Source organism: Candidatus Woesearchaeota archaeon (assembly GCA_018302225.1).
Classification (GTDB): Archaea; Nanobdellota; Nanobdellia; order SCGC-AAA011-G17; family JAGVZY01; genus JAGVZY01.
Genome location: JAGVZY010000004.1, coordinates 1 through 12,783, shown reverse-complemented (window position 1 = coordinate 12,783; position 12,783 = coordinate 1). Strand labels below are relative to the sequence as shown.

At 29.1% G+C, this 12,783-nt stretch carries 18 protein-coding genes and 1 tRNA gene; 2 read left to right on the top strand and 17 right to left on the bottom strand.

The genetic code is table 11. From position 1 onward, the window contains the following. Nucleotides 1–6: 6 nt before the first annotated feature. Nucleotides 7–177 (bottom strand): DUF1610 domain-containing protein, encoded by a 171-nt coding sequence (locus tag J4403_00450; protein MBS3166660.1) that lies wholly within the window; start codon nucleotides 175–177, stop codon nucleotides 7–9. Between the two features lie 61 nt (nucleotides 178–238). Between J4403_00450 and J4403_00445 the strand changes: the two genes are divergently transcribed. Then, nucleotides 239–312: transfer RNA gene (locus J4403_00445), tRNA-Arg, on the top strand. A 36-nt stretch (nucleotides 313–348) separates the two neighbouring features. On the opposite strand, the gene J4403_00440 is transcribed toward J4403_00445, so the two are convergent. The 14 genes from J4403_00440 to J4403_00375 form a co-directional block, all read right to left on the bottom strand. Next, a complete protein-coding gene (locus J4403_00440; GenBank protein MBS3166659.1) occupies nucleotides 349–537 on the bottom strand; it encodes a hypothetical protein in 189 nt (62 codons plus the stop codon). A 301-nt stretch (nucleotides 538–838) separates the two neighbouring features. Next, complete coding sequence (locus J4403_00435; protein MBS3166658.1) at nucleotides 839–1,432, bottom strand: HNH endonuclease; 594 nt, start codon at nucleotides 1,430–1,432, stop codon at nucleotides 839–841. Between the two features lie 5 nt (nucleotides 1,433–1,437). Beyond that, nucleotides 1,438–2,241 (bottom strand): site-specific DNA-methyltransferase, encoded by an 804-nt coding sequence (locus tag J4403_00430; GenBank protein MBS3166657.1) that lies wholly within the window; start codon nucleotides 2,239–2,241, stop codon nucleotides 1,438–1,440. Nucleotides 2,242–2,297: 56 nt separating this feature from the next. Next, on the bottom strand, nucleotides 2,298–3,290 hold the full coding sequence (radA, locus tag J4403_00425; protein MBS3166656.1) for a DNA repair and recombination protein RadA: 993 nt from the start codon (nucleotides 3,288–3,290) through the stop codon (nucleotides 2,298–2,300). Further along, the gene (locus J4403_00420; GenBank protein ID MBS3166655.1) at nucleotides 3,256–3,519 is read right to left on the bottom strand and encodes a hypothetical protein; all 264 of its coding nucleotides are present in this window, start codon (nucleotides 3,517–3,519) and stop codon (nucleotides 3,256–3,258) included. Before J4403_00420 ends, radA begins: the two co-directional genes overlap by 35 nt. A 185-nt stretch (nucleotides 3,520–3,704) precedes the next feature. Next, nucleotides 3,705–4,169, bottom strand: a complete 465-nt coding sequence (locus tag J4403_00415; protein ID MBS3166654.1) for a metal-dependent hydrolase — start codon at nucleotides 4,167–4,169, stop codon at nucleotides 3,705–3,707. A 40-nt stretch (nucleotides 4,170–4,209) separates the two neighbouring features. Next, nucleotides 4,210–5,244: a hypothetical protein gene (locus J4403_00410; GenBank protein ID MBS3166653.1), complete on the bottom strand. Its 1,035-nt coding sequence runs from the start codon at nucleotides 5,242–5,244 to the stop codon at nucleotides 4,210–4,212. A gap of 17 nt (nucleotides 5,245–5,261) precedes the next feature. Then, nucleotides 5,262–6,011, bottom strand: coding sequence for a hypothetical protein (locus J4403_00405; protein MBS3166652.1), 750 nt, complete (start codon nucleotides 6,009–6,011; stop codon nucleotides 5,262–5,264). Further along, nucleotides 6,008–6,526, bottom strand: a complete 519-nt coding sequence (locus J4403_00400; GenBank protein ID MBS3166651.1) for a hypothetical protein — start codon at nucleotides 6,524–6,526, stop codon at nucleotides 6,008–6,010. The genes J4403_00405 and J4403_00400 overlap by 4 nt, the downstream gene beginning before the upstream one ends. Next, nucleotides 6,510–6,941 carry a hypothetical protein gene (locus J4403_00395; protein MBS3166650.1) on the bottom strand — a complete coding sequence of 144 codons (432 nt, stop codon included), beginning with the start codon at nucleotides 6,939–6,941 and terminating at the stop codon, nucleotides 6,510–6,512. Before J4403_00395 ends, J4403_00400 begins: the two co-directional genes overlap by 17 nt. Beyond that, complete coding sequence (locus tag J4403_00390) at nucleotides 6,938–7,339, bottom strand: hypothetical protein (protein ID MBS3166649.1); 402 nt, start codon at nucleotides 7,337–7,339, stop codon at nucleotides 6,938–6,940. The genes J4403_00395 and J4403_00390 overlap by 4 nt, the downstream gene beginning before the upstream one ends. Beyond that, nucleotides 7,311–8,984: a hypothetical protein gene (locus tag J4403_00385; protein MBS3166648.1), complete on the bottom strand. Its 1,674-nt coding sequence runs from the start codon at nucleotides 8,982–8,984 to the stop codon at nucleotides 7,311–7,313. Before J4403_00385 ends, J4403_00390 begins: the two co-directional genes overlap by 29 nt. A 3-nt stretch (nucleotides 8,985–8,987) precedes the next feature. Further along, nucleotides 8,988–9,188 carry a hypothetical protein gene (locus tag J4403_00380; protein MBS3166647.1) on the bottom strand — a complete coding sequence of 67 codons (201 nt, stop codon included), beginning with the start codon at nucleotides 9,186–9,188 and terminating at the stop codon, nucleotides 8,988–8,990. Beyond that, nucleotides 9,182–9,565 carry a hypothetical protein gene (locus tag J4403_00375; protein ID MBS3166646.1) on the bottom strand — a complete coding sequence of 128 codons (384 nt, stop codon included), beginning with the start codon at nucleotides 9,563–9,565 and terminating at the stop codon, nucleotides 9,182–9,184. Before J4403_00375 ends, J4403_00380 begins: the two co-directional genes overlap by 7 nt. A gap of 140 nt (nucleotides 9,566–9,705) precedes the next feature. On the opposite strand from J4403_00375, the gene J4403_00370 reads away from it, so the two are divergent. Continuing rightward, nucleotides 9,706–10,332: an AAA family ATPase gene (locus J4403_00370; GenBank protein ID MBS3166645.1), complete on the top strand. Its 627-nt coding sequence runs from the start codon at nucleotides 9,706–9,708 to the stop codon at nucleotides 10,330–10,332. Nucleotide 10,333: 1 nt separating this feature from the next. Here J4403_00370 and topA read toward each other — a convergent pair whose 3' ends face one another. After that, nucleotides 10,334–12,511, bottom strand: a complete 2,178-nt coding sequence (topA, locus tag J4403_00365; protein ID MBS3166644.1) for a DNA topoisomerase I — start codon at nucleotides 12,509–12,511, stop codon at nucleotides 10,334–10,336. Nucleotides 12,512–12,576: 65 nt separating this feature from the next. Further along, nucleotides 12,577–12,783, bottom strand: a 207-nt coding sequence (locus J4403_00360) for a hypothetical protein (protein MBS3166643.1), incomplete at its 5' end; no start/stop codon positions are given.

The following is a 12,783-nucleotide window of genomic DNA, read 5'->3' as shown; positions in this document are numbered from 1 at the left end:
AATTTCCTAATTAGGTCCTGAGAAACCACATTTTTGACAGAGATATTTTGAGCCTAGTTCTCTGCAATGCTTACATCTAATTATAACAAAATCCCCACAATTAGGACATTTGAACTTAACTACGCCCCTTTGATTTGCTATAGGAACTTTACATGAATTACATATTAAATCTGTCATGCTAATCCCAAATTTAAAGAACCTTTATAAATCTTTTGAAATACTATAAACTTAATTTAAAGCCCCTATAGTATAGTTTGGATAGAATGCAACCCCGCGGAGGTTGAGACCCAGGTTCAAATCCTGGTGGGGGCATGATAAACAAAAAGTTTGATTATACTAAAAAAGACCTTATCGCTTTTTCTTTTTAGATTTAGAGGATCTTTTAACTGATTTTTTCTTACTAGCTCTAAACTTTTGAGAGAATTTCCTTTTATGTTTCTTGATCCTTAACTTTGCAAGTCTAATTAATTTCTTAACTTTTGACTCTTTGCTTTTGTTACTTGGTGATCTTCCTGCAATTTTTTTTCTTTTTACCATTTTACAAAATAAATTAGTAAGCTAATTTCTGGACTCGGTGACTGAGTTCCTCAAACACTGCTTTGATCGAAACTTAACCTATAAATGTGTTTTAAAGGTTATCTCATTCGCGTCACAGAGAAGCTTAACAGATACAGGTTTCGTACAGTGAGTTATAGTCCAGGCACTGCATTAATGGTTGATATCTGACAGAGGCTTGTATGAACACATCCTTTTCAGGACAACCGAAATGTCCTAACCAGCTTACTATTTTTAATATAAATACGAACTAAGATATATAGTTTTCTATTAAAATAAGAAATTAGTTCTTCCAAATAATGTGTCCATTAATTTTGTGTTTATCATAAAGTTTTAGAATATCTTCGCAAAAAGATATTAATTCTTTATCATTGTTTTTCTTTGCGAGTTCATAGAGTCGAAAAAACATTCTTTTTCCAGTTTCAGTTTGTTTATAGTATTTCTTCTGAAAATTATGTTGAGCACATAAAGTTTGGCCATTTTCAATTTCTGCTTTTCCACCAAGTTCTTTGGGTTTAATATGATCTGCATGAATTTCTACTCCTTCAGCTCTACCTTTTCCACAAATGACACATTTATATTTATCTCTTTTGAAAATTTCTTCTTTTTGAATTGGAGTAAAGTCCTCAAGCTCTCGATGTATAATAAAATCAGGGTCATATTTATAAACACCTTTTGAAATCTTTATTAACTGGCCTTGTTGAGAGAGTTTTCTTATTGCTCTATCAGGATCTCTAAAAATTTCTCCTGTCTGCTTTTTTAATTCTGCAACTGCCCAGTCTACAATCTCTGGATGTTTTATTTCACGTTTAGGATTTTTCTTAAAATATTCCATAATTAAATCTGATTGAGATAAACTTTTTATTTTTTTAATCATTTTATTTACCTAATTAATAGTGAGGGTAATAGTTTTTTATCTAAAATTTTTGTTTCTTCTATTATTCTTTTTTTGGCTAAAGAATAATATTCTTTATCTATTTCTAGGCCTATAGCTTTTCGATTATTTAGTAATGCTGCAATCATTGTTGAACCACTTCCCATAAAAGGATCTAAAACTGTATCGCCTACATAACTGAATAATTTTATGCATCTTTTTGGTAATTCAATTGGAAATGGCGCGGGGTGGCCATTTGCCTTTTTTTTATTTTGGCCATTAAATGTCCATAAACCATTTGTCCAATTTATGAATTCTTCTTTTGAGATATCTGATTGTTTTTTAATAATTTTTTTCCATTCTTTTTTATATAAAATAACTATTAATTCTACAGGAGCAATAACATAAGGTGCAGAAGCACTAAGCCAAGATCCCCAAGCTGTTCTTCTTGAAATATTCCCTTCATTCCAAACTATAGTTGAATGATATTTAAATCCAATTTTTTTCGCAAGAGTTGTTAAATCTGCTCCAACACTTTGTTGGCCACCCTTATTTTTATCTAGGGGAATATTAAGACAAAGTCTTCCGTCTTCTTTTAGCCATTCAAAACAACGAGCTAACCATTTAGAACTAAATTCAAGATATTTTTTATAAGTAATCTTATCATTGTGAGAATTATATTTTATATCTACATTATAAGGTGGAGAAGTAATTATTAAATCTATACTTTGGTGGGGAATTTTATCTGTTAAAAGTGTATCTTCACAGAATAATTTTAAATCTCCTATATCTAATAACTTTTCTTCTTGCATATATTTAATTTAAGTCTGTTTAATTTATAAGGCTTTTTAAAAAAATAAAAAAGGACTTATTCTACATCCTTAAGTCCATCTGTTGTAATGTTAAAAATTGCTTCTGTATCTGGTAAATGTGGTGCATCTATCATTCTTGCAACTCTTGTTCCTTTTTTTCCTTTTCTTAAGTAGACTCTAACAGTACTCATATGCGCGACTATGTGTCCCCCTATAGCTGCTGTTGGGTCACCAAAGAAAACATCTGGCCTAGACATTACTTGATTAGTAACATATACTGCTAAATTATATGTTTGTGAAAGTTTTAGTAATGCGTGCAAGTGTTTGTTTATTTTTTGTTGCCTGTCTGCTAAAGTGCCTCTTCCAATAAACTCTGACCTGAAATGTCCCATTAAAGAATCTACAATTACTAATTTTATTGGAAGTTTATCTTTTTTAATTAGAGATTCTATTTTGTCTACTAATAACATTTGATGATCTGAATTGAAAGCACGAACACCTCTAAAATTTTTTAGAACAGCATCAACATCCATTCCTAAAGCTGTTGCAATTTGTTTCATTCTTTCTGGTCTAAGAGTTCCTTCTGTATCAATCCAAACAGCCATGCCTTCTGCACCACCTTTTTCTCTTGATAATTGAACTGTAACTGCAAGTTCATGTGCTAAGCTAGATTTTCCAGAACCATATTCACCATAACATTCAGTAATACCCCCTGTTTCTACTCCACCACCAAATAAATTATCTAGTGCTTTTGCACCTGTAGTAATTCTAATAACATTATCACGCTTTCTTAACAAATCATCACCTGATTGGAAACCAACATCAAACTTTTCACGTGCAGCATAAATTATTTTTCTTGCTGCAGCTTCTGTAACTCCAGCAGCCTCGGCTAAATCTGCCGGGCTTGCAACTGAAATACTTAAAAAATTATCAAAACCAGATTCTTTTAATTTTTCTGCTGTTGCTTCTCCTACACCGGGTAATGAGTCTATATCTAAAACTTCTTCTTCAGTTTCACTTTTCTTCATCTTCTTCACCTTTTTCATCATTTAGAAAAAGTTCGTCTTGCATTTTTTGTAGAACTATTATTGCTTTTGTGATGTCTTGTTTTCTTAAATTAACAACTTCATCACGCCAGATATCTTTGTCTTTATCTTTCCAGAATCTTCTTAAAGATGCTGTCTTGAAACCTACTTTGTTTCCTTCTATTATTTTCTCATTGAACCATAGAACTGCTTCTATGTTTCCTGCTCTAAATTTTTTTATTGGTTTTGTCATATTTCCACCTTCCTTTCGGATTTTATTTCATTAAAATCTCTGATTTTAATAATCAAAGATTTAAGTTGTACTAAACTATAAGGTTAAACCCTTGGGCTAAGGGCGAACCTCATGGCTTAAACAAAGTAAGTACTTACTTCTTTATAAGGCTCACGCATAGATGTCAACTATGTCATAATGTCGAATTAGATTATTAAGCCGTATATCTTAATTATATCTAGGCCTATTAAAATAAATAATAAAATTGTTTCTGAGAATGTTCCGGTTTCTATAAATCCTGAAACATGAAGCTTTGCTATTGGGTTTAAATAATTAATACCTGCAATTGTAAACCCGTCTATAACTAAGTGGCTTAAATATCCTAAGGCTAGAGCTAAAGCGTACCATTTTCCAATTAAAAAAGAAAAGGCAAAGTAAAGTAAGGCTAAGAATAACACTGAGTGAAATATACCTCTGTGCCCTAAAAGAAAATTTGCTAGTTTTGAAATAAGGGGGACTTTTTTTCCTATCTTGCTTTGAGGAGTGTCTAAATCTGGAAGTAAAGCACCAAATAAAACAAGAGGGAAAAATAAGTAAACTGGAATTTTGAAGAATTTAAATAGGAATAATCCACATAATAATGCAAAGGCTAAGTGTGTTTTCCATCTCATTATAAACTGAAAGAATTTAAAATTTATATACCTAATGATTTTAAACTAATAATTGTTCTACAAGAACTTTTGGATCTGCCATTTCAATTTGTGAGGCGATAAATTCTAATTTGTTAAACATTGCATTTTTAGTTACTTTTCCATTAATTACCATTTGTGAGCCTAAGATTGATTTTTTAAGTTCATCAAAGCTTATTGTTTTTTCTTGAACTTTTTGCATTATTGTTGAGTCTATACCTAAAATCTTTTCTGCTTGTTCTCTAAAGCAAACTACTCGTATAGCATCTGTTCCATCATCTAAGAAAACAGTTATAACTGGGTTAAATATTGGAGTAACTTCATTATGTTCTAGGCATTTGAAAATACCATTGTCTTGTCTTACTCTTTTTCCACATTCTGGACAAACTTCATAGAATTTTGGTTCGAATATTTGAACTATGGTTCCAATTAAGCTTATTCTTTTATCAGACTCATTTAATTCTGAGATTTTCTTTCTTGTAAATTCTCCTAATGAAGCTACAAAATCTATTGCTTCTCCTTCTGGATTAATATCTACTTTTGAATCTGCGCCTAAGTGAACTTCTTTATAACCATTATTTTCACGCACATATCCACTGGTTACTTTAATAATATCATCTTGTTTTATGTTTTCTATTAAGGGCATTAATTTTTCTTCCCAGATAACAATTCTTGTCTTTCCTGTTTCATCTCCAATTAGCATACTTGCAACTTTTCCAGAACGTTTTTCTGTTTTGAATTCTTTTATCCCATAGAAATTAACCACTTTACCACTAAGCTCAATACCTCTCATCCCAGGCGATAATTGATTTATTTTTACACGCTTTTTATTAAGATTAAGAAGTTTCATTCCAAGCTCATTTGCGATAATGTGGATTGCACCTTCTTTAGAAATCAAACCAGATAGTTTGTCCATTCTTTCTTTAACTTTAGAATCTATTTCATCAGAAGAAAGCCCTTTTTCTTCCATAATTCTCTTTTTAAGTTCATCAAAACCAAGAGTAAACATTTCAAATTTTTGAGGATTTTGGGGTATAAATAGATATGTATTCTCCAATATACTCTATAAAAAGTTTATATTGAAATAAATAATTCTAGGTTATTTTTTGTGTCTTTTAGTTTATATGTTTCTTTATTTATTTGAGTTAATTTAAAACTATAGTCTTTTGTTTTTGCACATTCTTGAATATTATCATTTTTCTGTTGGCAAGAAATTAATAATTTTAGAGAACTTATTGTTGTTGAATATTCTTCAAAAAAATCTAGATGTATTGTTAGACTAAAGGGTTTTGAATGGGTTATAGTGTATTCTTTTTTTAATATCTTTTCTGAAGATGAAATTTCTAATTCTATTCCAGATTTAGAATTAAGTGTAATATCTTCATTTTGAATGCTTAATAAAAAATCTTCATTCTTTAATTTATATTCTGAATTTTTTTGTATTTCTTGATTATAATAATTAAAGTTTTCAACAATTTTATTGAAAAATAAATTTTTTAGTTTATCTTTTTCAATATTACAAAGATTTTCTTTATTAGCTATCAAATAAACTGTTTCTGAATTATAACTAATAGAACCACAATTTTTAGTTGTAAGAATATTTGAATCTGATTTTGCTTGAGTAATAGAAATATCTAAAGCTTTTTCATAATATAAACTAATATACTCTGTATCCCAGACTACTTTATTTATATCTGTAAGCAAGGTTGTATTTTCTTCTAGACGATAAGTTTTATTTGTTTTATCTGCAATGAAAATGCTAATTACTAAAAATATTATTAAGGCCCCTATAATTCCTGAAGTCATAAACATTCCTTTTTTCATATTCTAGCCATCTCCATTAAGATAAAATCTTGTTTTCCTGGATCTTCTCCCCATTTCAAAATAATAGGTATTAAACCTTTATTTCCTGGCAGATAATAAGTTAATTCTGAGTCATATTTTATTGGGCCCTTACTTGCAACTAAATCACCCAAGATGTAAATTCCTGCATTTCCAGCACTTATTGAGTTTAAGGCAAATTTTCCATTCTCTCTAATTATTTTTGAATTATCTTTGTTATTTTCAATAATTAAATCAGCAATAGATTTACTTTCTACAGGAGTTCTTAAAAAATTTAATAAGGCAATTCTTGGTTCTAAATCCGGAGAAACCTGGAAATTTAATTCTGTTAATCCTCTGTATTCTTGAAAAGTAGCTATTGGACTTTCTATTGTTTTAGTTATATCTGTAGATGAAAGAACAAAGACTAGCACTGCTCCGAATATTAGTAATATTGAAGCAAATACTAAATCTCCTGAATCTTTTGGATAAAGTCCTTTTTTATTTGAGATATTCAATTGTCAATCTCCCCTTATTTATTTCTTTTCCATCTGTGATTAAAATATAAGTTTGTGAAGATAGAACGGTTGGGTGTTCTTTTCCTATTGTTTTTTTTAAAACTATATTATATTTTGAAGATTCATACTCTTCAATTGAAAGGTGTATAGTTATGTAAAGCTGATTATATCCTTTAAAGCATGTATCTAGATCATTAAATTTTGATTTGTCTATTACTCCTAAGTCTTCTGTAGACAAACATTGTATTGCTCTATTTAATATTAAAGATTTGTCAGCATCAAAATAAATTTTGTCTATATGGAGAGATTTTATCTGAGGTATGATTAAAAAAGATCCAATAGTGATTAAAAAAAGTGCAAAGACATAATACCCTCCTTTGAATCCTCCTGTTCCACCTGAACCTTTTTTGTTCATGTTATTTTTACTTCTCCTGAATCTTTTTCAATTGAAACTGCTTGTTTTTCAAGGTTTATTTCCTTGATAAATGGAGGCATAATTATGTGTTCTGCTCTAGATTCCTTGCCTGTTGAAAAATAAAGATGAAGTAAATCATTTTCTAGTGAACTTTTTATTCTGATTTTTTTTGGATAGTAATAATTTACTTTAGTGTTATCTCTGAAAGTATCTACTAATAATGCTGATTTTGGAATTTCTTCTGAAGCTATTTGATTGGCTAATTTTTCTGTTGAAAAAACATTGTTTATTGAAAAGTAAATCATAACTATAACGATAACTATAAAAATCATTTCTGCAGTTTCATAAAAAACTAAATCAGTTCCTTTTTTATTTGAAAGGGGTGTATAAAGTTTCATCGTATTTGTATTCTTTATTTGGTTCTAGATAATATTGCTTTTGAATTTTTGCTTGAGAGTCATAATAATAGAATCCCTTGGATTTTACGCTTATTAGATTTCCCTGTGCATCTTCTTTTAAATCATTTAAAATCTGGAATGCTTTTTTCTGGGCTTCAGTTTTTATATTTATAATATTTAAAACATCATCAAACTTTACTTTTTCATTTATATTTGATAGTCTAAACTTTTTGTTTATTGGATCTATTTGTACATATTTTATTTCTATAAGCGGTAGAATGATTTTGTTTGTGTTTAGAATGAAATCTTGGGTTCCAGATTTGTAAACACCATCTTTTAGAGAAACATCTTTCATAAATGGATTTACTGAGATTAAATCTAATTTTCCCTCTTCTGTAGTTATCTTTAATTTATTCCAAATATCTACCCAATTGTTTGTTCCAGTAATTTCAAGCTCATAGCCCTTGATTTCTAAGCTTTTTTGTGTGTTGTCTAAGGCTTGATTTGATTGAGTTGCATCTAATGCGCCCTTAATCTCGTAAAGAATTCCTTTTATTTCATCAGTATTAGTAAAATTGAACTTTGTATTTTCTTTTATATAATCATTTATTACTACTTTTACTATCGGAATCTTTACTAAATCTTCTGCAGGTATACCTTCGGTAATTTCTAAATCTTCAAATTGAGTAGCTTCGTTATCTAATTCAGATTTAGAGTTTTTTTCTTTTAATTTTGAGGCGATATTGTCTGCAAATAATTTTGAATTTATACTATTTGGAAGGAATTTTGCTTCTACTGAATCTTCTGTGACATCATAATTTACTTCAAAGATAATAATTGAATTAATATTGTCTGAATAAATTTTGTCTCTATTCAAATCTGAATTGAGTATGAATTTGTTGTAAGATTTAGAAGAGGAGATTGGCGCTATACTATTCGGTATTGCCAAATTATTAAAATTTATGAGAGTTAAAGAGTTTATGTTAAGATGGGGTTTTGAGACTATAATATTTAATTTGTTTTCATTACAATAAGGAAACATATTTTCTAGTTCTCTTATTTTAGAAATACTTGATAAACCTTTAAAGGTTATAAGTATGGGACTTTCTTTAGTTTTTAGAATTAAGAAACTACTTGGTTGATTTGGTTGTCCTAGTTTTAAGTATTTTTCTTTATCTTCTTTAGAAATTTTAAAACCTTCTATTTTTATTAAATCTTTTGAAGTTTCTAGTTTTTTAAGTGTATAAGTAAATGGAACTTCAGATTGATCTAACTCTGCCTTATATAATAAACCTGCAAAGTATTTACTTTGAACTTTTCTTTCTTCTACTACTAATTCTAAGTTAATAATGTCTTTTTCATCTGAATCAGAAAGTTTAATTTTTCCAGGGCTGAGTTCAATAACATATTCCTGAGGTAAATCCATATAATTAACATAGCATAAACAATTGCTAATCTGATAATTAGAACATTTATCATATTCTGTTGAGATTGTATCCATAATCAAAACAGTTTCATCTTTGAATAAAGGTTTGCTAAAATAGGCAATTAGAAATGTAGCAACAAGAGCAATAATGATTAGAATGAATACAAAACTAAGAACAAATTCTAGGGTTGTTGTATCGCCTCTTTTTGAAGATATCATCTTTCATTTTTTGATTGATTCTGCAATGTTTAAATTTGAGATTGTACTATTTGTTTGGTCTGCAACGCCAAACAAACTTGAAGCAGCATTACTTATTTGTTTACTAAAAATTAAAATAACTGTAATCAAAACAATTAAAGCAATTATTGCTATGATTACTGTTTCTAAGGATAACTCTCCTTTTTTTGAACTCTTAATTAACATATTGCTTCTTTTTCTATTCCATTTATATCTGGAATCATACATTTAGCACTTATTGGAGGTTCTGTACATTTAATTGTTAATTCGTCTTCTTCTACTTTTCCATCATTGTTTTTATCAATTGCAAATGGTTTAGTACAAAAAGGCATACTCTTTATTCTTTCTAATGGATTAGGCAAATTTTTTGCAGTTTCACAATAATTTTGACAAGCTTGCACAGTAATAGATAAATCATCTCCAAGTGTACCTGAAATAAAACCTAATTTCTTTCCAATAGTATTGAATGTTCCTGTAAAGAAAAACACTACTACTAATAAAACTATTAAAAGTATAATTCCTGTTATTACAGTTGTAAGGGACATATCTCCTTTCTTATTCATCATGACCACCTCAGGGTTAATGTAAGAATAAAGAATTTATACAATATATAAAGTTTTCTGTGAAGTTAGGGGGTTTTCTTGTAAAAATCGGCTTTTAAGCTAAGGAATAGATTTATATAAATTTCAAGGCTTATGATGTTATGCTTAAAACACTTAGTAAAGATTTTGATGAATTTTTGAATGGGGGGTATAAAGAGAATTGTATAACTCTAATTTATGGCCCCGGTGGATCTGGAAAAACAACGTTATGTTTGATGGCTACTATTTCTGCAATATTAGAAGGTAAGAAAGTTTTATTTTTAGATGCAGAAAATAGTTTTAATGTTAAAAGATTGGAACAAATTGCAGGTGAGAAATTTAAAGAAGTTTTAGATAAAATAAGTTTAATTAAAGTAAATTCTTTTAACAAGCAAATAGAATTAATAAATAAACTAGTTGCTTCTAAAAAATTATTTGATTTGATTGTTATAGATACAGTAACCTATTTTCATAGGCAAGAAATACGTGAAAATGAAAATATTGATGCTAAGTTGAGATGGCATATGTTTAATATTAGGGATATAGCAAGAAAGGGTAGTGTTGTGTTGTTAACAAGTCAAGTTTATGAGGATATCACTGCAGGAAAGTTTAAACCGGTTGGCGAAAAAGTAATGAATGATAAAGTAGATTTTAAAATTAGACTGCAAAAAGATCCTAGAAAAGCTTTAATGAAAGAAAGAGAGTTCTTGTTTGAGATTTATGATGGGGGGATTAGAAAGTTAAACTAAGTTAATCTTTATCTTCTTTCTTCATCTTTTGCATGTATCTGCATTTAGGATAATTAGAACATCCAATAAATGAACCATAGAAAGATTTTCTAACCAGTAATGGGCTTCCACATTTAGGGCATTTTGTGCCTGCTTTTAATTCTGGAACTTTTTTAGAGAGACAATTAGGATTAATACATAACTCTTGAGGTTGCCTTGATTTTCTAATTATTTGGACTATAGGATAATGACAAGTTTCACATAATTTTTCTGTTGGTTTAGTTAATGCGTTTTTAGGCAAACCAAAAGTAGTTTTACATTCTGGATATCTATCACAAGCAATAAATAAACCAAATTTGCCTTTTCTTATTGATAACTTTCCTTTTTTACAGATAGGACATAAACCTATATTGGTTGCTTTCTCTCTTGTTGAAACTGTTGCACCCAAAAGTTCTTCTCCAATTTTCTTTTCATGCTTTTTGAAATGTTCTAAGATTTTAATTAATGTTTTTTTAGCTTCATCTAGGACAGTTTCAGGTTTTAGTTTGTGTTCTTCTATCGCTTCCATTTCTTTTTCAAAGTGTCTTGTAAGTTTTTCATCTAAAATTAAAGGGGAATACTTTTCAAGAACTTCTACAGTTTTTGAACCTAACTCGGTAACATTAATTGATTTTTCATCTAAATAATTTCTTTGATAAAGATTTTCTATAATTGAAGCTCTAGTTGCTTTTGTGCCTAAATTTCTTTTTTCTAATTCTTTAACTAAAGAAGCTTCAGTATATCTTTTTGGAGGTTGAGTTTCTTTTTTATCTAAAGATAATTTTTTAATAGTTAGTTTATCCCCTTTATTTAAAACAGGCATTTCTTTTTCTTCTAATAAAACATAAGGTTTGTATAAACTAAACCATCCTTGTTCTTTAGTTCTTGTTCCTTTTGCTGTAAAAGGTTCTTTTTTAACTAGCAAATTAATAGTTGAAGTTTCTCTTACTGCAGGTTCTGCAAATGTTGCTAAGAATCTTTTTACAATTAAATCGTAAACTTTTAATTTTTGATCACCTATATTACTATGCTCTCCTGTTGGATAAATAGCTGGATGAGCGGGATCTGTTTTTTTACCATTGTTAGGTTTTAATGTAGATTTTTTTAATAAAAATTCTGCAGATTCTTTGTAGTTTTTAGTTTTTGATAACTGAATCAATATTTTTTTGTAACCTATTGATTCAGGTAATTGTTGTGAAGATGTTCTTGGATATGAAATTAATCCTGCCAAATATAATTCTTGGGCTATTTGTAAAGTTCTTGAAGGAGTATATTTGAAAACTTTGTAGGCTTCAATTTGTAAAGAAGTTAAATCAAAAGGATTTGGTGGTTGTTGATTGGACAAAGATTTTTTAAGATCTTGTACTACTACAATTTTTTCATTTTTTATATCTGTATAAGTTTTTGATGCCTTCTTTTCATCCCAGAATTTATCTTCGTCATGCAAAGCTTCTAATTCTTTTGGAGAAGCGGTGTTTAATGCTATTTCCCAATAGGGTACTGGTTTGAAAGCTTGAATTTCTCTTTCTCTATCATAAAGTATTTTTAATGCAGGTCCTTGAACTCTACCTGATGAGAGTATTTTAAAAGAACCTGTTGTTTTTACTGCTAAAGTTAAAGCTCTTGACAAATTAATACCATACATCCAGTCTAGTTTATGTCTTGTAACACCCGCATTTGCTAAACCCCAGTTAATTGTTTTTGCAGCGTGTTCATAAGAATCAATTAATTCATCTTTTGTTAAGGTAGAATATTTCATTCTTTTACCATCTTTTTGTTTACAAATAAAATTTAAAATATTATAACCTATAACTTCTCCTTCAACATCATAGTCTGTTGCAATTGTAAAGTCTGTTGCAGCTTTTGAAAGTTTAACTAAAGTGTCATAGAACTTTTTTGAGAATTCTGATGCTTTTGAAACTTTGAATGAAGGTTCCCATTTCATTTCAAAGACAGGATATTTCCATCCATTTTTTTCTGCTTCCATTAAATTAAAAAGGTGTCCTGCTGCACAGGCAATAACTATTTTTTTTCCTTTGTGTTCTAATTCAAAATAAGAAACAGTTTTATTTTTTATAGTATCGGGTTTAGTATCTGCTAGAGCTTGTGCTATCTTTTGAGCAGCACTTGGCTTTTCACAAATAATAAGTTCATAGGCCATAAATAAGAAGATTTGGCGAGAAGTTTAAAAAAGTTTAGATTTATTATAACAATCAGCTAAAAAACTTAACGACCCTTCGGGTTGTAAAAAACTTGTACCCGACCATTAGAGCTCGCGTTAGCCAAATCAACGTCGTTAGCACCAACCCAGTCGTTCCCGATACGATAGACCCCACGGAAACCACTTAAATCAGATGAAACTAATACTTTAATACCTTTATTATCTTTAGATTTAATTATTTTTTTAGTTTTAGAATCATAAGTTAAATAACC